We start from the raw sequence: 20,126 nt of genomic DNA on the forward strand, positions 1-20,126 counted from the left end.
TGTCAAACTCATTCCCGAGGGAGAGCAGCCTGTAAAAATGGTTAGTTCTACTTTAGGAATTCACCCAAATAATTTATATCGCTGGGGTCAAGAATACGAAAAATGTGCAGAAAGTACGTTTCTAGGACATGGGAGCGCACTTTGTCATGCCCAATTTGAGATTAAAAAACTCAAGAAAGAGAATAAGATTCTACAAAAGCAGTTGACTCTTCTAAAAAAGTTTCAGGTTTTCTTGAAGACAAGCCGGAAATAAAGTTTCGGTTTCTAAAGGAGAATAGCGCTAACCTGACTATTAATCACGCTTGTCAAACGCTTCAAGTATCAATGAATCATTAAGACTATTTTTCTATGAACATAAAGAACGCTATGGTAGCGTCCGAATCACTCAAGAACTCTATCGACAGGAAATAACGGTCAACCGTAAATGTCTCGGCAGACTACTTCATGAGCTTTGTCTCTATACTAAAGGAAGTCGCTACAAATATAAGTACTATAATTGTAGGCGCCCTGTGTTAACACGACCAAATTTAAGTCATCAGTATTTTCAAGCAAAAACTAAAAATGAAACTTGGTTGAGCAATGGGGAGAGCGAATTCAAGATAAGTTGGTAACGGATGCTTTCAATCAAGCTTATCATAGAGAAAAACCTAAAGAAGGGTTAATCGTCCATACCGATCAAGGCTCTCAATAAATTGGAGTTCGATTTCAAGAACTCCTTAGGCAGAAAAAATGCAAGTCTAGCATGAGTCGAAAAGGCAATCCATATGATCATGCACTCTTGGAATCCTTTTACAAAACATTAAAAAAGAGCTTGTCAATGATGCAAATTTCGCAACCATTGAACAAGCCCAGCTTGAAATCTTTAAATATATTGAAACCTATTCCAAATCTAAACGTCTCCATTCGACCCTAGGTTACCAATCGCCAATAGAGTTTGAAAAAATAGTTATTAATTATATTAACTTCGTGTCTACTTTTTCTTGACGGGTCCAACCCCAAAAGTTAGACTTTATCTCAAACTTTTGGGGTGCTGTTCAACTTCAATACAACTACTTTTATAAGGGAACCTATTTGTTATCAATACGACAACAAGTCCCTCATGACTTCTATACAACAACTTCCTGTTATCTATTTGAACAACAGAAACAAAAAAGTTTTTAATCATTTTACTTTCACACTAAAAGTACAAGTAAATTTGCATTGCTTACCCATCTTATTTTACATTTTTTCCATGTTTAATACCTATTATTAAACTTCCTAATACCAATAGTAGTCCCACATACATGAATAGGTTGCTTTCATCTCCTGATTTTGGAAGGTTATTCTTTGATGTAGGTTGTTTAGTTTTCTTCGGTATCGATGGTCTTTCTTTTTCATTTTTAATTGTAAAACCATCTTTCATGTTTCCGTCATAAGTTACCTTATACCATGTACCACCATATTTAATCTTATTTCCACTTTCTCCTACTTCTTTTACTGTATATTTGTAGTAGTTAGTAGAGTCTACTTTATCCGCTACCTCAAGATTTTTGAATCTTCCTGACCAATTATTGGCTTTATTGAGTTCAAGCATCTTTCCAGTTGCAACTCCATCTTTATATAACTCTACTACTATCTTTTCAGTAGGAGAATTTTCAACATTTCCATCATAGTTTTTCCATACTTTAGTAACCTTAATTTCTCTTGTTGATGATACCATTGATGTCCATTGCTTTTCTGATCTATTGGTTATTGTAAAACCATCTTTCATGTTTCCTTTATAACTTACTCTATACCATATATCTCCTAATTTTACCGAGCCATTAACTTCCCCTACTTCTTTTACAGTATACACATACTTATTTCCGGATGTATCTGCTAAATCTAATCCAGTCCATACGTACTCCGCCTTTTGTGATGTTAATTCAACTTCATCTAAAATAGGTTCATTATTTCTATACAATCTAACTTTAATACTTGGTATGTTTAGTAAGTTTTCACTATTTGCTGTCTCCCATATTTTTTTAACTTTAACACTTGTCACTTTTCTAGTGTTTTCTACTGTTATTTCTTCATCATTTTCTTTAGATTTTGAAATGGTAAATTCTTTTGTCGTCGGTTTATTCTCATCAAATTCAATCCAATCTGGTGCTTTTGTTTCGGTTAAAATATAATCTCCTGTCTCAAGACCTTTAACAGAAGCCACACCGTTTTCATTTGTTTTCAACACAATAGACATGCCTTGACTGATGTATTGACCATTCTCTTGACGTAGTTTAATATCTGATCCATTTTGTTTTTTTATAGTGAACTCCACACCTTGAATAGGAGTTTTTGTCCCTTTTAATACTTTTAGAATTTTAAGTGTTGGAATTTTAGTACCATTTGCTTGTCCATTCTTACGAACAATTTTAACAGCATCTGCAAATAACGAACTATCGAATTTCCAATCCAGCCCAGTTAAAGAAGGAGTTGAGCTGTTTTCAACTTGTACCACAGAGACATCATTCATAATATGATCTCTAACTTTAGCTGTCAATCGTACTCTTAAAGTTTTTGCATCTAGAAAATCCGGTGCACCTTCTTTATGATTTAATGAAATTTTTAGTTGTTGCTTGTCAAATTCAACCGATATACCTTGTTGTTTTGCTTGTTCCAAACTAATCCATTTTCCATCTAATTGAACGGCATATTTTTTAGATTGATTAGCTTTTACATCCCATTCCATCGTATCTGGTAATTGATCTTCAACTGAAAATGTATAGGCTTTTTGATTTGTTGCCCTTTGTGTTGCATTAAATCTAAATATCCAATCTAATCGATTTCCCTCCTTATGACTATCTGTCCAAACACCTTTTTTTGAGTAGATTTCATCTGTTGAATCACCACCTTTTTTAAAATGAACATTCACTTTTTTTGAGATATTTTTATGTTCTAAAGTAATACTTCCCATACCATTTTCATTAAAATTACCTGTATAGTAACCTCTAACACTAAAAGTAAACTCACCCCTAATATCATGCAATTCAGATGCTTGTTTATTAAATGTCACAATTGCCTTTTGATTTGAAAAAGAAACCGTTCCTAGAACCACATTATTAGTATTTTTCAATGGAATCTCTCCACCAGGTAACGTGATATTAACTTTATCACTGGAAAAACTAATTTCTTCTCTTTGTCCATCCATTACTTTAGTATTGTCACCGCCAAATTTCACACTCACATTAAAATTTTCTGAATGATTCATTTCTGTCTTATCAACCGTTATATCCTTTACGATATCTGTTTGAGCATATACAGAGTAGCTTCCAACATTACTTACTGCCTGACTTATTACTAATATAACGAATGTTACTATTATACAAGCCAGATTTTTTATTATACGATTCATTTTCAATCATATCCCCCAATTTTCTACATTTTTTGTTACTCTTATTTTATAAAATAAGAATATGCCTTTAAGTGTACCAAATATAGCGAGAAAAATCTACCTCTTTTGACATTTTTAACATATATAATCATTATTATGGCAATTATTTTTAAACATTATGTAACTTGTATTAGAAAAAACTATTACTTTTGAATAAGACTTACCTCTGGTGCTAAATGATCACAAAAATCGGGGCTTCATTTTTCCCTTTGGTATGCGGTTTGAAGGCTGCTTTTTGATAAACAGAGGTCAGATTGAGACGCTTCATGATGCGACGAATTCGACGGCGAGATAGTGTCAAACCTTCAGCTTCTAGACATTTCTTGATTTTCCTGGCGCCGTATCTGGACTTACTCTCAACGAAAATACGTTTCACCATTGCTTCAAGTTCTGCTTCAGATACTGGCTCGACAGCTTTATAGTAATAGCTGGAGCGTGGTATATTCAGCCAACGACACATAATTGAAATGCTATATTTTTCCTTGTTAGCAGTGATTATTTCCCTTTTTGTGCCATAATCACTGCCGCTTGCTTTAGGATATCTAGCTGCATTTCGAGTTCTTTATTACGCTTTCGGAGTGCAATCAGTTCCGCTGGTCATCTGTCAGATTATCAACGGTTTTAAATGAACCTGTTGTTTTGGCTTGTCTGACCCATTTATCGAAAGTCGACGGCGTTAAATCATATTCCGAAATTAGCTCACTGCGTTTCCTTCCTGCATTGTGAAGGTCGACGATTTGTTTTTTTAAATCATCAGTAAAATGACGACGGGGTTTTCTAGACATACTTTTCTCCTGTTTCTTTAGTGTAGAACACTTTATAATTGCTGTCTAGTTTAGTGTAACCGATTCAATGTCTTTTTCTTCATCTTATATTATCAGTGCAAGTGGTGAAAGCTTCAATCCATATCAAACCTTATCGGCAAACTCTTTATATATTTTGAATACAAATCATTTTAAAAAAAATTACCGTCTTTTACTGCATGCAAACTCCCCTTATCTAAGGGTTGCTATAAATTTTAAAAAACAAATGATAGAAGATTCCCTTTCTTCTATGAAAATAACCGAAGATATCTCATATTCCGATATTTTCCAAAATACAAAAACTACTATAATAAATGCTTTAGAACCTATCGCAAAAGATATTTTGAACTGCCATATGGTCTCCCCTGCTGCTGAAATATTTTTTGAAGCAAAGGCAAAGGAATGGATCAGCATTGTTATAAATGCCTTCTTAAACAGAAAAAATATAAACATTTCTGTAGAAGATGATAAATCTTTAGAAAATGTAGCAAATTATCTTGATGATCACTATGCATTAGATATTTCTCAAAAAACACTTGAAAAAATTGCTATGATGAGTGGAACAAAATTAAAAAAGGTTGAAGAAAAAATCCCAAGCAGACTTTTTCTTCAACCTAAACCCATTTTATAACTGTATTTTTAGTGACGGTGTTTATCTGGATCCCAAATAAAACTTGCCAAGTATGAAAATAACATGGTTAATAATAGTACAAAAAATAGAATAAACCCCAATGGTAAACGATAGAGATAAGTAAAAGAATTTCTGACTTTTCCTGGTTGGAAAGCAGTTAACTCTTTATCCAAACGATCAAATTCTGCCTGAATACGACTCGCCACCTCATTGATACCTTCGTCATTCATGCGCTTAATGTCTGATACATCAATGGGATTACCAAAAGTCATATCAACACGCTGGCCAGCTAGTAAGCCTTTAATGGTCATCGGTCCTTGATAAGCAGCTGGCATAATTTTAACTTTAGCCATTTTAGCAATAACCGCTACACCTCCTTTGACCTCATTTGAATGACGGCTACCACTAGGGAACATAAGCAAAGAACGATTACTTTTTTTCAACATATTAACTGGGTATCGGATAGCATCGGGGCTTGGATTGTTACGATCAATTGGAAAGGCACCACACATTTTAATCCACCAAGCAAAAAGACGATTAGTAAATAATTCTTTTTTTGCCATGAAAATAAACTTCTTAGGACGTGCAGCAAAGGCCATATAAACAGGATCCCAAAAGGTTCTATGGGGAGCAACTAAAATATAATTATCGGAATTATCTAATATTTTATCTTCATGATGATAATGAGCATTTCCATTCACTACCCACAATAAAAAGACGACTAAACCACGCAAGTAAGTGTAAAACACATGTATCTCCTTTATGCTGTAATTTTATTTATTGTACCACGAATGAAAGCTTTATGAAAGTTAAAATTCCCTTTCATACAAGGTAAAAGCATGACGAAAAGATTCAAAACCATTTTAGACGACACCTCTTTTTTCAAAATACTTTTATCAATTTGATGTGTCTTTAGAAATTTCTCTTCAAGGCTATTTTATGGTAAAATAACAGTCATGATGGAAGTAATTTTAAAAGAAGGCGAACGCATTGATCAATTATTTTCTAGTGATGTTCGTATTATTCAAAATAAGGATGTTTTTAGCTACTCTATTGACAGTGTCCTCTTGTCACGTTTTCCCAAAATGCCGTCACGAGGGTTAATTGTTGATTTGTGTTCTGGAAATGGTGCCATTGGCTTATTTGCAAGCACTAGAACCAAGGCAAACGTCTTGGAGATAGAATTGCAAAAGCGACTAGCTGATATGGGGCAGCGTTCTATTCAACTCAACCAGCTTGAAGAGCAGGTCACTATGATTTGTGATGACTTGAAAAATCTTCTTCATCATGTACCACGGTCTGGTGTTGATTTGATACTCTGCAATCCTCCCTATTTTAAAAGTCATAAAACCTCTAAGAAAAATGTTTCTGAACATTACCTGTTAGCACGCCATGAAATCACAACTAATTTAGAGGAAATCTGCCAAGTGGCTCGTCATGCGCTAAAATCAAATGGGCGTCTTGCTATGGTTCATCGACCAGACCGTTTTTTAGAAATTATTGACAGTCTAAGAACCAATGGTCTTGCCCCTAAAAGGGTACAATTTGTTTATCCCAAACTGGGCAAAGATGCCAACATGTTGCTTATTGAAGCTATTAAAGATGGCTCTATTGAAGGAATGAAAATCTTACCACCTTTGATTGTTCATCAGGAAAATGGCGATTACACAGATACTATTTTCCATACTTATTTTGGGATAAATTCCCAAGGAGAACCTGTTAATGACTAATAAATCAGCCTATATGTACGTTTTAGAATGTGCAGACAAAACCTTATACACAGGCTACACTACAGATTTAGAGAAACGTTTAAAAACACATAATGCTGGTAAGGGAGCTAAATACACACGACATCGCCTTCCTGTTTCTTTACTATACTATGAATCTTTTGATAGCAAGGAAGCTGCCATGAGTGCCGAAGCCTTATTTAAAAAACGAAAAACAAGATTTCAAAAATTAGCTTACATTGCTAGCCAACAAAAAAAGGAACCCATTGAGACCTAAGATCTCAGTGGGTTTTATATTCTACTATATTAGCATTATCAACCACTACTTCTTTGATTGGTAGCTTCAAAACGTCTGATAACATCAATGGCACGACCTCAACCGTCACTTCTGAATACTGAAGACCAAACCAACGCAGAGGACTAGCTGTAGCATGTTTAATACTAGCCTTTGTTTGCATAACAAAGCGTTCAAAATGACTCAGTTGGCGAGCATTTGAAATCGTTTCTTCAATTAGTACAAATCGAAAATCTCCAACATCACGACCAGGTGTAATGGTATATTCTTGTTCTTGTCTTGGTAAGCGACCACTTTCCATCAAATCCTGAACAATTGTTCTCAGGTAGCGAGGCACTGCTTGTGGCATTCTAAAACCAAGATAAAGTTCAATACGTACCATATAATCTGTTTCCATCATATCAACCTTATATTTGGCAGTATAAGGCTCGTCAGTCACACGAACATTGACAAACCAATAAACTTGTGCTCGCTTAGGGCGTTTATCCAAAATGGAATATAAAATCGAACGGTCAATCAAATGATCTTGCATCCTATTGGAAAGGTAAACCACATTCGTTTGATAAATGTCAAGGCGCCAGTCATCTCGAAGTTGTTTAATCTGATCCTTGTAGTCATTCAAATTCAAAGACTTAACATACTTGAAAACAATGCATGTCCCTGCATGCCAAATAAACATGACAAACACAATGGCTAGGGCTAAGATGACAACCACATAACCACCATGCATGAATTTGACAGCAGATGCCCAGAAGAAAACAAATTCAATCAAGGCAAAGAATACCATGACAAGGTGGGCTAAGAAAGGCTTTGTTCCTTCCTTGATCAAATAATAATTTAAGAGGATAGTCGTCATCAACATTGTAATAGTAATCGCAAGACCATAGGCTGCTTCCATGTGAGCAGATGTTTTAAAATACAATACCGTACAAGAAGTCACTACAAATAACAACCAATTAATCACGGGGACATAAAGTTGTCCTAAATTATCCCCAGGATAAGTCACCTTAAATAAAGGGAAAATTTTTAAACGCATGGCTTCAGATACTAAGGTAAAAGAACCTGAAATTAAGGCTTGTGAGGCAATAATAGCTGCCAAGGTTGCTAGAACAACAACATAAACAGTTAACTGAGAAGGCACACTGGCAAAGAAAGGATTGAGTTCAATACCTGAGTTTTTATTTGCCAGAATCCAAGCCGCCTGTCCACAGTAAGATAGAACAATGCAAAGCTTAACAAAAGGCCAACTCACATAAATATTGCCCCGCCCAACATGCCCCAAATCAGAATAGAGAGCCTCTGCTCCTGTCGTTGCTAGGAAAATCGATCCTAGAATAAAAATACCTTGATGGTTCTCAGGACTAAAAAGCAAATGCAAGGCATAATAAGGATTAATAGCTTTAAGAATTTCCAAATGCCCTAATGTATTTAGCAATCCACTGATTCCAAGAAAACTAAACCACAAAAACATGACTGGACCAAATATTTTTCCAATAAATCCCGTTCCAAATCGTTGAATACCAAAGAGAATCATTAGAATCACTAATGTTGTGATAATCACATTGGTTTGGTTTTGGTAAATCTGACTAAGACCAGAAACAGCTTTCAAACCTTCAATAGCCGAAGTTACGGTCACAGCTGGAGTTAGGGCACCGTCAGATAGAAGAGTAGCCCCTCCAATCATGGCAGGAATAATTAACCATTTGGACATTTTTCGTACCAAGGTAAATAAGGAAAAAATCCCACCTTCACGATGGTTATCTGCCTTTAGGGCAATCAAGACATACTTAATCGTTGTGATTAAAGTCAAGGTCCATATAATTAAGGAAACGGCTCCTAAAATAAAGGTTTCTGAAACTTGTGCTAGACCACCTTGATTTTCTACCAAGGATTGCATGGTATAAAGGGGACTTGTTCCGATGTCACCGTAAACAATTCCTAAAGCAATAATAAAACCAGCTTTCGATGCTTTATCAAAAGCTGTATGATGGGCATCAGACATCCCAATCTTCCTCCTAATAAAAAAGTGCCGCAAAATGGCTGAAACCATTATAACAGATTCAATCACAAAAGCAACATTTTCAGAAAATTAAAAAGAGCTGACTCTAATCAGCTCATAAATCGTTATTCACCTTTGTGACGAATCACAAAGCCACCGGTTTTGTTATCAGATTTACTATTTTTATTGTGAAAGTCCTTGGTGTTACGTTTTGATTTACGTTTAAAGTCACGGTTACCACTGCCATCATGCCCATCACGTTTGTCACGACTGCGACCTTCACCCTCTTTACGTTTACCACGGTATCCGCCACTACGACGATCGCCTTCACGTCCGCCACGACTACGATTATCACGTCCACGTCCGCCTTTACCGGTTTTATTGCCATGTCCTCCACCAACATATTTAAATGGTAATGGTTTTTCACGTGCAATCTCAACTTCTGGTAAGGTGTCTGGGTCTTGAACAGTTAAACTAAGAATATATAAAGCAAGTTCTTCAGGAGTAAATTCTGCAGCTAACTGAATAGCATCACCTTTAAACTTATCAAAGTTAGAACGGATGGTTTCATCGGCAAAATCACGTTCAATCTTCTTCAAAGCTACTTTTTTCTTGGCTTGGAAAGCTTCTTCGGCTGTTGCTGGCTTAAGAGGCTTCATTTGCTTTTTGGTTAAATTCTCAATTATAGTCAAATATCCCATCTCATTAGGTGAAACAAAGGTAATTGATTCGCCTGATTTACCAGCACGACCTGTACGACCAATACGGTGAACATAACTTTCTGGGTCTTGGGGAATATCGTAGTTATAAACGTGTGTTACACCTGAAATATCAAGTCCACGCGCAGCCACATCTGTTGCTACTAAAATATCAATCTGGTCACCTTTAAAATCACGGATAACACGGAGACGTTTATTTTGATCTAAGTCACCATGAATTCCTTCTGCACGGAAACCACGCAATTTTAAACCACGGGTAATTTCATCAACACGACGCTTGGTACGACCAAACACGATTGATAATTCCGGTTGATCAACATCCATAAGGCGTGTCATTGTATCAAATTTTTCTTGTTCTTTAACACGAACGTAGTATTGGTCGACGTTAACATTCGTCAATTCTTTGTTTTTAATTTGAACATGTTCAGGATTCTTCATGAACTTGACACCAATTTGTTTAATCGGTGCTGGCATAGTTGCTGAAAATAACAAGGTTTGACGCTCTACTGGGACACGACTAATAATGGCTTCAATATCCTCTAAGAATCCCATATTAAGCATTTCATCTGCTTCATCCAAAATAAGTGTTTCAACGTGGTCCAATTTTAAAGCTTTGCGCTTAATAAGGTCCAATAAACGCCCTGGTGTACCAACAACAATGTGTGCACCCGATTTAAGAGCCTTAATCTGTTTTTCAATGCTTGATCCACCATAAACTGAGCGAACTTTAACACCTTTATCACGACCAAACCGGAATAACTCTTCCTGACTTTGCACAGCCAATTCACGGGTTGGTGCAATAACTAACGCTTGAATGATATTGTCATTCGTGCGAATCTTATTCAAGGTTGGTAGACCAAATGCAGCTGTTTTTCCAGTACCCGTCTGCGCCTGACCAATGACATCCCTACCTTCCAATGCGAGCGGAATAGTCATTTCCTGAATTGGAGATGCTTTCTCAAAACCGGCTGTTACCACAGCTGATTGGATGTCTTCTGATAAGTTAAATTCTGTAAATTTCAATTGTTTCTCTTTTCTAAAAAAGCAGTGCGAAGCTGCCTTATAAGCCTTTTAATATTTGTCGTTCGATTAACAACCCATCTAGTGTAACATAATTAAAACTAAAAAGATAGGCAATCTTGCTAATCTAGCTAATAATACGTTTTCATAAGAAAAAACGAAGTGTCCTAAAATAAAGTTTGGGATACTTACCTTGCAATAGGTTCAGAAAACTAAAAATGTGTCTTAGAAATACCTAATCTGTTACTACATTTTTTCTTCTAGTTTGACATCCGGATACTTATCGGCAAACCACCGAAGAGCAAAATCATTTTCAAACAGAAAAACTGGCTGATCAAAGCGATCTTTTGCTAAAATATTGCGACTTGATGACATGCGTTGATCTAAGTCTGTTTCAGAAATCCAACGAACCGTTTTTTTACCCATCGGGGTCATAATGACTTCAGCATTGTATTCGCTTTCCATCCGATGTTTAAAAACTTCAAACTGAAGTTGACCGACAGCACCAAGCATATACTCACCGGTCTGATAATTCTTATAAAGTTGAACAGCTCCCTCTTGCACCAATTGTTCCATTCCTTTGTGGAAAGATTTTTGTTTCATTACATTTTTAGGAGACACTTTCATAAATATTTCTGGCGTAAAGGTTGGTAGGGGCTCAAATTCAAACTTGTTCTTTCCAACTGTTAGTGTATCACCAACTTGATACGTGCCCGTATCATAAACCCCAATAATATCACCTGCCACGGCACTTTGAACATTTTCACGAGAATCTGCCATAAACTGGGTAACATTTGATAATTTGGCTCCCTTACCAGTGCGTGTTAAGTTGATCGCCATTCCTTTTTGAAATTCACCTGAAACAATACGAACAAAGGCAATTCTATCACGGTGTTTGGGATCCATATTGGCTTGAATTTTAAAAACAAATCCTGAAAAATCCTTATTGAGGGGATCAATTACACTATCTTTTGTCGTTTTATGACCATGAGGTTCTGGAGCAAAGTCTAAAAAGGTATCAAGAAAGGTCTGCACACCAAAATTAGTTAGAGCAGAACCAAAGAAAACAGGAGTCAATTTCCCGTCTAAAATAGCTTGCTGCGAAAACGCATTGCCAGCTTCTTCAAGGAGCTCAATATCCTCTAAAACTTGCTCATAAAATGGATTTTTAGCAAAAATGCCGGCTCCCTCTTCTAAATCGACAAAACGCTGTTCACCTTTATAAAGTTCCAGACGGTTATTATACAAGTCGTATAATCCTTCAAAAGCACGTCCCATACCAATTGGCCAATTCATTGGATAAGAAGCAATTCCAAGCACTTCCTCTAATTCTTCCAAAAGGTCTAGTGGTTCACGACCATCACGATCCAATTTGTTAATAAAGGTGAACACTGGAATATTGCGGTGTTTAACAACCTCGAATAATTTTTTCGTTTGCGCTTCAATCCCCTTAGCAGAATCAACCACCATAACGGCTGCATCTACCGCCATAAGTGTACGATAGGTATCCTCAGAAAAATCTTCGTGTCCTGGCGTATCAAGAATATTAACCCGTTTACCGGCATAGTCAAACTGCATCACAGATGAGGTCACAGAGATGCCACGTTGTTTTTCAATAGCCATCCAGTCTGACTTTGCAAACTGCCCCGATTTCTTCCCTTTAACTGTTCCGGCTTCACGAATTTCACCTCCAAAATAGAGGAGTTGTTCAGTAATAGTTGTTTTACCAGCATCTGGGTGGCTGATGATGGCAAAGGTGCGACGCTTTTTTATTTCTTCTGTAAGTGACATTTTCTTTTCCTTGTTTGTTAAATTAGCAGAGTTTCCACTCTGATCATGTTTCATTAGAGATGATATAATTTTGATTTAAAACACCTTTACGCTACATTGCTCACTCTCCACAAACCATTAGCCCAAAAACGCAATATTTATCCTGCCGTCTCTACGAAAAGCTAATCTTTTTTTCTAAAAAAATTGAGTTTGGAAATCGTATCCCAAACCCTTTTTATTATAGCTAAATTTAGCTGCTTTTTCAATGACTTACTTTTCCTTAGAAAATACCAAATCTAACCGATAAGCTTCCCCAAATTTTAGATAAGTCCATTCAATCAGTTTAACCATACTCGTCAAACCTCCCGTAACAATCACAAAATTCAAAAGCAAATGATGTGTATGAATGATAGGTATATCCATAACAAAACCATAGTTTCCCTTAGTAGCAAGACTAACTAGAAGCAAAACAAAGTTAACTGTCGCAAAATAACGTAAAACCAATGCTGGTCTTAGCTGACTTGGATTATAAAAACGTAATAAATAAATTAACCCATTAACCAAAAGCGCATAGTGTCCTAAATAAAAAGCAACATTGGCGACATGCCATAATTTGTAAGGATACAAATCTGGTGACAAAAGTGCTAAAAAGGTTCCACCTATTCCCATTATCATAAATAACTGTTTGAAGCTATTTCTATCTGGTAAGAAAAAGATTGCTAACATGGCAATGCGACAATGATATAATGGTAACGCTTCATTTAATGGAAATCCTCTAAGTGCATACCAAGTATATAGACCAATCAACTGTGATAACTGTAATGCTAAGAAAAAATAGCGATAAGATTTTGACTTATAAGTTTGAAAGGTCAAAAATACGAGCAACAGAGCTATTAAAATCGATGACAAGTAAAAAACAAGCGAGGTGTGAGGTAACCCAATTGGGGCAATTGCAAAAAAATCCATAACCATCCCTTTCTACGTTCTTCATTATACCCTAATCTGAATGAGAGAACAAGTCTTTGTCTGGTACTTTTTCTAAGCAAGATTAGTAATTTTCCCTAGTCTTAGTCGCCACTAGTTGATCAACTAGTTTTGTCAAAGCCATCGAGTGACTACCTTTAAGCAGGATTTGGTCAGAAGGCTCAAGAATTTCTTGAACATACTTTTGCATCGCCTCAAACTGATCTTCTTGACTATTTTTTTGGAAAAAATGAACATTGCAAACTGGGTACTTTTGACTCGCTAATTGAGCCAGTTCTTGAATATCATCACCATAAAAAATTAGTTGATCAATCATTTTTGGTGATAAACTGGTTATTAATTGAGAATGTAAAGCTACTGACTCTTTTCCTAGTTCTTTCATATCTGCTAAAACAGCAATCTTTTTACCATTAGGATTTTTAGAAATATTTGTGAAAGTTTCTAAAATTAAGCGCATTGCTGTTGGGTTAGCGTTGTAGACATCTGATAAAATATCCGCCCCATTAGCAGCTTTTTTCCACTCCGTACGATTACCTGTTAGTTGAATAGATTCTAAAGCTGCCATAATATCATCATCTGCTACAGCCAATAGCTTACCAACATAGGCAGCAAGCATAGCATTAATAGCATTATATTTTCCTGATAAAGGTAAGGTAACAGGAGTTGATAAAACATTTGTTTTAAAGGTCAGATGATATTTCTCTTCTTCAATCGCCGTAACAAAAATTTCTTGCTGGTCACCAAAACGAATCACCATCTGATTTTCTGGTAAGTAGGGGTCAATAATCGGATCACCTGGGGCAATTAAAATACCATCTGAATTCATGCCATCCACAATCTGCATTTTCCCCTGAGCAATTCGATCACGGGAACCAAAATATTCTAAATGCGCTTCTCCAACTAAGGTTAGAACAGCAATTCGAGGCCTAGCAATCTCCGAAAGGAGATGAATATCTCCCATATGATCTTGTCCCATTTCAAGGACAATTTTTTCGGTCTCTTCAGGCATGTGAAGAACAGTATAAGGCAAGCCAATTTCGTTATTGTAATTTCCTTGCGTCTTATAGGTTTTATAGGTGGTTGATAAAACAGCTGCTATCATGTCCTTAGTAGATGTTTTTCCATTTGAACCTGTAACAGCAACAACATCCACACGCATTTTATCAATATAATATTGCGCTAAGGTTTGAAAGGCTTTTAAACAATCCTTAACCAATAAATGAGGTCTGCCTGGTAATGCTTTTTCTGAAAAAGTAGCAACTGCCCCATTTTCAAAAGCTAAGTCAATAAAATCATGACCATCTCGTTCACCTTTCAAAGGTAAAAAAAGGTCTCCTTCTGTAATCTTGCGGCTGTCAAACTCAATTTGATTCAGAGGAACGTCATCCAAATCAGACAAACTATTTTGAGCATCCACCATTTTTGCAATTTCGTGTAAGGTTAATTTCATCTTACCTTCCTCTTATTTTTCTTCTAAAACACTTGTTTTTTTACAATTTCCTCTCCATTATAGCACAAAAAATCAGATAATTTTCTAGAATTTCTACTTCTCTGTCACTCTGCTATTTCTAAAAATAAACTGGGAAAAACTATTACTGATGAACAATTTGGAAAATATTTCCATTATAGTAAAAAGAAAAAGCAGCCGCAAGACTTTGATTAAGCCTTAAACGAGTGCCTTTAGGTATTGTCCTATTTGAATAATACATCATCCAACTTGAAAGCAATGTGATCAGTCTTTGCTCTGTTCTAAATATCCTTATTTTTAGCTGACAACATCTATTGATTAGATTAAATGACTTTCTCGTCTATCGAACATTTCTTGAGCCAAAGCAACTAATTCTTCAATCAAATGATCGTAAGACAATCCCATAGTCTCCCATAAAAGTGGATACATCGACCATTGGGTGAAGCCTGGCATGGTATTCAATTCATTTAGGTAGACTTGACCATCTTGACAAAGGAAAAAATCACAACGTGATAACCCACAGCCACCTAAGGCTTTGAAAGCAGCTTCTGCATAAGCACGCATGCTTGTCATGGTTTCTTGATCAATTTCTGCTGGAATGGCCATAGTAATCTTATTATCAATGTATTTGGCTTGGTAGTCGTAGAAATCAACATCTTTGACCACTTCTCCCGGTAGGGTTGACTTGACGACAGCATTGCCAAGCAGACCAACTTCAATTTCTCTAGCAACAACACCTTGTTCAATCAAGATACGACTATCGTAGGTTAATGCTAATTGAATGGCTTCTTTTAATTCTTCTTTTGATTGAGCTTTAGAAATACCCACAGAAGACCCCATATTGGCAGGTTTCACAAAGATCGGAAAACTCAATTTAGCAAGGGTTTCTGACAAGCAAGTCTCCAAATCCTGACCTTCAATATAGACCGTATAAGCTACCTGTGGAATACCTGTTGACTCTAGAACACGTTTTGTGGTAATTTTGTCCATCGCCACACTTGAAGATAGGACATTAGTCCCAACATAGGGCATTTTAAGCACTTCTAAAAAACCTTGGATAGAACCATCTTCTCCCATAGGACCATGCAAAACAGGAAAAACAACCGCATTTTCATCATAAATATCACTTGGTTTGATTTCTTGATCTAATTGAATGGTTTCATTAGTCATCAAATGATCTGTTTCAGCTGGTTTTTCTGAAAATTCTTGGGTCTTGATAAACCGGCCTGTCTGACTAATAAAATAAGTTTTAACGAAAAACTTATCGTAGTTGACAGCTCGCATCACACTTTCAGCTGAAAGCACTGAAACATCACGTTCAGCAGAGCGTCCTCCATATAATAAAACTAACGTTTGTTTAGACATAGCTAACCTTTCCTATCTGAATTGAATGCTTCCTTAATTATAGCAAAAAGAAAAATTCTTTTCAAAATCTTCTGATAACATTCCTTATCAAGATAACTGATTTACCAAAACATATCAGAACTTGAACCACAGCCTTTCCAAGAAAAACGACAATTCCATCCCTGTACCGTCTCCACCTTTAGAGTTCTGTTCGATTTTCAATCGCTCTAAGTAAAGTAACTTCATCTGCATACTCAATATCTGATCCCACTGCCAGACCTCTTGCCAAGCGAGTCACTCGAATACCTGCTGGTTTCAAAACACGTGAAATATACATAGATGTTGCTTCTCCATCTGCTGTAGCATTTGTGGCAACGATTACTTCTGTAACCTTACCATCCATCAAACGATTAATTAAACTTTTTAGGTTAATATCGTCCGGACCAACACCATTCATCGGAGAAATTAGACCATGAAGCACGTGATAGTAACCGTGATACTCTTGAATTTTTTCCATGGCAGAAATATATTTGGACTCTTCCACAACAAGAATAGTCGTTTGATCACGGCTAGTATCCGCACAAATACAACAAGGATCATCATCTGTCAGATTGCCACAGACAGAACAATAAGTCAATTCCCTCTTGGCTGCTAATAAATTTTTAGCAAAATCATTGACATCTTCATCTGGCATCCCAATCGTATAAAAAGCAAGCCTTGTCGCCGTTTTAATACCGATTCCTGGAAGTTTGGAATAGCTTTCAATTAATTTTGCAATTGGGGTTGGGTAAAGCACTCTATTCTCCTTTATTGTTTTTCAGACATTGCCGTGTAGAGTGTGATCATCTCTTTAGCAATATATTGTTGGGCTTTAGCTAATGAGTTTGTGGCATGAGGATACATGACGGCTACAGCAATATTAGCATCAGCACTTGGACCATAAGCTACGACACTTAAATTATAAGTGCCAATGACTTGACCATTTTTATCCTTAGTGTAGGTTTCAGCTGTTCCTGTTTTAGCACTAATAGAAATTGGTCCACCTGATAACTCACGTCCAGTAGCATAAGCACTTCCACTATTAACAACCCGATAAAAACCCTCTTGAATAATTGCGAGTTGGTCACCTGATAACTTAACCTTATTGAGTAGGCTTGTCTTTATTGCCTTGCTCAATTGACCAACACCTTGACCACCATTATCGTTATAAATGCCTTCCACAATATGGGGTGCTAAACGGCTACCACCATTGGCAATGGTTGCAGCATATTGTGCTAATTGCATGGGAGTATAGGTATCAAACTGCCCGAATGATTCGGTTAAGACATTTGAGACGGTATAATGACCTGTTAAATATCCAGTGGATTCTCCTGGTAAATCAATTCCTGTCGGAACTCCCAGCCCAAATTCAGCATAAGTTGCTCGTAAGGATAACATGGTTTTTTTCATGCCTGATTCAGTCAAAGTCATTCCCGGATAATAATCCTGTCCCATCATTTTCAGAGCTAGCTGAACCATATAAGTATTTGATGAATATTCCAAAGCCTGAGTGGCACTAATCGGTAATTGACCAGCCGTAAACCAAGAATTAATCGGCTGAGAACCTCCAAATTGAATTGACTGATCTATTAAAACCTGATTCCCATCAATAACGCCCGCTTGCCAACCTGCTGCTAATGTTGCCCCTTTGACAACTGACCCAGGGGTAAAACTATCTGTAATCGTACTTAAGGCATTGCTTTGAACTTGTCCTGTCTCTCTATCGTGAGTTAAACCTGACATGGCTAAGATAGCACCCGTCTTTGGATTTAAGGCAACAGCATAGATCCCTTCTGAATAATTTGCCTGACCACTAGCTAATTCAGCATTAAAATAACGTTTGATAATATCTTCAACGCCTTGCTGATAATCTAGTGAAATCGTCAATTTCAGATTTTGTCCGTTTTCACCTTTATCAAGTTGTTTTTCAGAGATTGTTTTACCTGATTTATTGGTTTTGATTTCTTTGATTTCGTGGCGCCCTTGCAATACAGACTCATATTTGTTTTCAAGGTAAGATGTTCCCACTCGATCATTTAAACTATAGCCCTTTTTTAGATACTTATCCACTTCTTCTTTAGGAAGACCTGCTTCTTCACTAGATACCTTACCAATAATTGAAGCCAAACTCGTTTTTTCGATATGACGCTCCCAATCTGTTCCCACAGAAATTCCTGGGAGTTTTGCTTTATTGGCTAAAATCATAGCAATGGTTTGATCTGTTAGATGTTCTGTTCTTAGATTAACAGTATTAAAAACAGCTGCTCTATTCATTTGATTAAAAATAGCAATAACTTTTAGCTCTTCATCCGAATACTTGAGGTCACTTTCTTTCAAAGATGCCACAGCATTTGCGTAAATGGTCGCTTCCGTTAATCGATTACCATAACGATCAACAATTTCTTTTTTAGGTAAAGATTTGATGACCCTTGCATAGACCTCAGGGTCAGCCAAGTAAAAATCCCTCTTAGCCCGACTAGTCACCCTAGCATCGGGATAAACCACATAAGTTGCTAAGTTTTTTGCTAACTCCTTGATTTCCTTCGCATTCGTCTTGGGACCCCTAGTGTAAGTTATCACATTTTTGGTTGTATTTGAAACAAGAACTTTACCGGTATGGTCAAAAATCTTTCCCCTAGACTTAGCAACCTTGACTTTATAGACGGTTGCAGACTTCAATTTGGTCACGTAAAATGCTTTGTTGTAAATTTGCATATAGGCTAATCTAAAAATAAGCCCTACAAATAACAAAACAATAATCAAAAAAAGGAGATGAAGGCGTCTTGGAATACTTGCTTTTTGCTTTTTGATGAGTAATGCCATTAAATATCTTTAGACCTCCTTTTTAACCTCGTTTCTTATTTTATCATAAATTACAAAAAGAAGACTGGGAATAAGGTCGTCCCAGTCTAAAAAGTTTTTCTGTATTTAATTAGGTTCTTTCTGGATGATAATAAGCTCTAAAATAAAAGAAACTGACAAAAAGAGCACCACCTATAATATTACCTGCATAGACAAAAATAAAATTAAGAATAAAGTCTAACCAAGTAGCACCACCTTCAAAAATAGCAGCAGGGATAACAAAAGCATTTGCCACGCTATGCTGAAAACCAAGAGCTACAAATGTCATTACAGGAAACCAAGTTCCAAGAAGTTTACCCGTTGCATCATTAGCGCCATAACAAAGCCAAAGGGCTAAGCCAACAAACCAGTTACAACCAATTCCTGACACAATCGCTTGCAAAGGGGTCGCCGCTATTTTAGCTTGAGCCACGTCAATGACTTCTTTTCGAAACATACCAGTTGAGGTCAAGCCTAGAAAATGTCCAAAAACAAATGCAACAAAAACTGCCCCAATCACATTAAACACCGTTATCATTAACCAATTACTAAGTAGCGCCTTAGCCTTAATTTTCTTAGCAAAAAAAGCCGCCGACACTGCCATCATATTACCTGTAATTAATTCGCCACCAGCCATTAAAATGATAATTAAACCAATTGGAAAAGCACAAGCGCCTAAAATACTAGAAAAAGAGCCAAAGGTCCCTATTGCGCTTGCAACAACTCTGACATAAAGCAGATAACCCAGACTAATCATTGCCCCGCCAATAAATCCTAGAATAGCCTTAGCAAGGAAAGTTTTTGCAACCTTATGTTCTCCAATATGAATAGTTGACTCTAAAATCTGTTCGGGTGTTTTCATTATGACTCCTTTTGTTATCATATTCACAAATGCACTTTTTAGTATACCAATTTTTTTAGAAAATACAAGCCCTTCCACTATGAACTGCACCCCAAAAGTTAGACACAAAATCTAATGATTGGGGTGCTTTTCTTATGAAATTAAACAATAATGATAAGATCGAGATCTATCACTTAAGACAATTAGGTTGGACTTGGTCTCAACTCAAGCAAAGA

18 protein-coding genes and 1 pseudogene are annotated in these 20,126 nt (G+C 36.5%); 7 read left to right on the plus strand and 12 right to left on the minus strand.

Going from position 1 to position 20,126, the window contains the following annotated elements; genetic code table 11:
* The 4 genes from H346_RS10870 to H346_RS10880 all read left to right on the plus strand — a co-directional run.
* The coding region (locus H346_RS10870; RefSeq protein WP_027970533.1) for a transposase at window positions 1–253 on the plus strand (253 nt) is incomplete at its 5' end.
* A 49-nt stretch (window positions 254–302) separates the two neighbouring features.
* Complete coding sequence (locus H346_RS10875; RefSeq protein WP_083940761.1) at window positions 303–611, plus strand: IS3 family transposase; 309 nt, start codon at window positions 303–305, stop codon at window positions 609–611.
* Window positions 569–691, plus strand: coding sequence for a hypothetical protein (locus H346_RS10965; protein WP_279614481.1), 123 nt, complete (start codon window positions 569–571; stop codon window positions 689–691). The genes H346_RS10875 and H346_RS10965 overlap by 43 nt, the downstream gene beginning before the upstream one ends.
* Before the next feature lie 107 nt (window positions 692–798).
* Complete coding sequence (locus H346_RS10880; protein WP_425262079.1) at window positions 799–984, plus strand: IS3 family transposase; 186 nt, start codon at window positions 799–801, stop codon at window positions 982–984.
* 229 nt (window positions 985–1,213) lie between these two features.
* Here H346_RS10880 and H346_RS10085 read toward each other — a convergent pair whose 3' ends face one another.
* Both H346_RS10085 and H346_RS10340 read right to left on the minus strand, forming a co-directional pair.
* The gene (locus H346_RS10085) at window positions 1,214–3,370 is read right to left on the minus strand and encodes a Cna B-type domain-containing protein (RefSeq protein WP_051188369.1); all 2,157 of its coding nucleotides are present in this window, start codon (window positions 3,368–3,370) and stop codon (window positions 1,214–1,216) included.
* Window positions 3,371–3,596: 226 nt separating this feature from the next.
* Window positions 3,597–4,194, minus strand: a pseudogene (locus tag H346_RS10340) (IS3 family transposase); the annotation flags it as partial.
* A gap of 67 nt (window positions 4,195–4,261) precedes the next feature.
* On the opposite strand from H346_RS10340, the gene H346_RS09940 reads away from it, so the two are divergent.
* Complete coding sequence (locus tag H346_RS09940) at window positions 4,262–4,843, plus strand: hypothetical protein (protein WP_051188370.1); 582 nt, start codon at window positions 4,262–4,264, stop codon at window positions 4,841–4,843.
* 8 nt (window positions 4,844–4,851) lie between these two features.
* Here the strand turns inward: H346_RS09940 and H346_RS0107500 are convergent, their stop codons facing one another.
* On the minus strand, window positions 4,852–5,592 hold the full coding sequence (locus tag H346_RS0107500) for a lysophospholipid acyltransferase family protein (protein WP_027970534.1): 741 nt from the start codon (window positions 5,590–5,592) through the stop codon (window positions 4,852–4,854).
* Window positions 5,593–5,799: 207 nt separating this feature from the next.
* Here H346_RS0107500 and H346_RS0107505 point away from each other — a divergent pair, with 207 nt between their 5' ends.
* Both H346_RS0107505 and H346_RS0107510 read left to right on the plus strand, forming a co-directional pair.
* Window positions 5,800–6,573, plus strand: a complete 774-nt coding sequence (locus tag H346_RS0107505) for a tRNA1(Val) (adenine(37)-N6)-methyltransferase (RefSeq protein WP_027970535.1) — start codon at window positions 5,800–5,802, stop codon at window positions 6,571–6,573.
* Complete coding sequence (locus H346_RS0107510; protein ID WP_027970536.1) at window positions 6,566–6,847, plus strand: GIY-YIG nuclease family protein; 282 nt, start codon at window positions 6,566–6,568, stop codon at window positions 6,845–6,847. Before H346_RS0107505 ends, H346_RS0107510 begins: the two co-directional genes overlap by 8 nt.
* Before the next feature lie 4 nt (window positions 6,848–6,851).
* Here H346_RS0107510 and H346_RS0107515 read toward each other — a convergent pair whose 3' ends face one another.
* The 9 genes from H346_RS0107515 to H346_RS0107555 form a co-directional block, all read right to left on the minus strand.
* The gene (locus tag H346_RS0107515) at window positions 6,852–8,867 is read right to left on the minus strand and encodes a KUP/HAK/KT family potassium transporter (RefSeq protein ID WP_027970537.1); all 2,016 of its coding nucleotides are present in this window, start codon (window positions 8,865–8,867) and stop codon (window positions 6,852–6,854) included.
* 122 nt (window positions 8,868–8,989) lie between these two features.
* Entirely contained in the window at window positions 8,990–10,606 is a 1,617-nt protein-coding gene (cshA, locus tag H346_RS0107520; protein WP_027970538.1) for a degradosome RNA helicase CshA, read from the minus strand.
* A gap of 243 nt (window positions 10,607–10,849) precedes the next feature.
* On the minus strand, window positions 10,850–12,394 hold the full coding sequence (locus H346_RS0107525) for a peptide chain release factor 3 (RefSeq protein WP_027970539.1): 1,545 nt from the start codon (window positions 12,392–12,394) through the stop codon (window positions 10,850–10,852).
* A 249-nt stretch (window positions 12,395–12,643) separates the two neighbouring features.
* Window positions 12,644–13,339: a TMEM164-related integral membrane acyltransferase gene (locus H346_RS0107530; protein ID WP_027970540.1), complete on the minus strand. Its 696-nt coding sequence runs from the start codon at window positions 13,337–13,339 to the stop codon at window positions 12,644–12,646.
* A gap of 82 nt (window positions 13,340–13,421) precedes the next feature.
* Window positions 13,422–14,807, minus strand: a complete 1,386-nt coding sequence (locus H346_RS0107535; protein ID WP_027970541.1) for a UDP-N-acetylmuramoyl-tripeptide--D-alanyl-D-alanine ligase — start codon at window positions 14,805–14,807, stop codon at window positions 13,422–13,424.
* 336 nt (window positions 14,808–15,143) lie between these two features.
* On the minus strand, window positions 15,144–16,190 hold the full coding sequence (locus H346_RS0107540) for a D-alanine--D-alanine ligase (RefSeq protein ID WP_027970542.1): 1,047 nt from the start codon (window positions 16,188–16,190) through the stop codon (window positions 15,144–15,146).
* A gap of 178 nt (window positions 16,191–16,368) precedes the next feature.
* Entirely contained in the window at window positions 16,369–16,965 is a 597-nt protein-coding gene (gene recR, locus H346_RS0107545) for a recombination mediator RecR (protein ID WP_027970543.1), read from the minus strand.
* Between the two features lie 11 nt (window positions 16,966–16,976).
* Window positions 16,977–19,031 (minus strand): penicillin-binding protein PBP2B, encoded by a 2,055-nt coding sequence (gene pbp2b / locus H346_RS0107550; RefSeq protein ID WP_027970544.1) that lies wholly within the window; start codon window positions 19,029–19,031, stop codon window positions 16,977–16,979.
* A 109-nt stretch (window positions 19,032–19,140) separates the two neighbouring features.
* On the minus strand, window positions 19,141–19,911 hold the full coding sequence (locus tag H346_RS0107555; protein ID WP_027970545.1) for a formate/nitrite transporter family protein: 771 nt from the start codon (window positions 19,909–19,911) through the stop codon (window positions 19,141–19,143).
* Between the last annotated feature and the right edge of the window lie 215 nt (window positions 19,912–20,126).

Origin of the sequence: Streptococcus castoreus DSM 17536 (assembly GCF_000425025.1) — a bacterium.
Lineage (GTDB): Bacteria > Bacillota > Bacilli > Lactobacillales > Streptococcaceae > Streptococcus > Streptococcus castoreus.

Excerpts from the sequence above, each read along its gene's own strand:
- H346_RS10085 (WP_051188369.1), bottom strand. The coding sequence starts at position 3,370 with ATGAATCGTATAATAAAAAATCTGGCTTGTATAATAGTAACATTCGTT.
- H346_RS09940 (WP_051188370.1), top strand. The coding sequence starts at position 4,262 with ATGTCTTTTTCTTCATCTTATATTATCAGTGCAAGTGGTGAAAGCTTC.
- H346_RS0107505 (WP_027970535.1), top strand. The coding sequence starts at position 5,800 with ATGATGGAAGTAATTTTAAAAGAAGGCGAACGCATTGATCAATTATTT.
- H346_RS0107510 (WP_027970536.1), top strand. The coding sequence starts at position 6,566 with ATGACTAATAAATCAGCCTATATGTACGTTTTAGAATGTGCAGACAAA.
- H346_RS0107515 (WP_027970537.1), bottom strand. The coding sequence starts at position 8,867 with ATGTCTGATGCCCATCATACAGCTTTTGATAAAGCATCGAAAGCTGGT.
- H346_RS0107525 (WP_027970539.1), bottom strand. The coding sequence starts at position 12,394 with ATGTCACTTACAGAAGAAATAAAAAAGCGTCGCACCTTTGCCATCATC.
- H346_RS0107530 (WP_027970540.1), bottom strand. The coding sequence starts at position 13,339 with ATGGATTTTTTTGCAATTGCCCCAATTGGGTTACCTCACACCTCGCTT.
- H346_RS0107535 (WP_027970541.1), bottom strand. The coding sequence starts at position 14,807 with ATGAAATTAACCTTACACGAAATTGCAAAAATGGTGGATGCTCAAAAT.
- H346_RS0107540 (WP_027970542.1), bottom strand. The coding sequence starts at position 16,190 with ATGTCTAAACAAACGTTAGTTTTATTATATGGAGGACGCTCTGCTGAA.
- pbp2b (WP_027970544.1), bottom strand. The coding sequence starts at position 19,031 with ATGGCATTACTCATCAAAAAGCAAAAAGCAAGTATTCCAAGACGCCTT.
- H346_RS0107555 (WP_027970545.1), bottom strand. The coding sequence starts at position 19,911 with ATGAAAACACCCGAACAGATTTTAGAGTCAACTATTCATATTGGAGAA.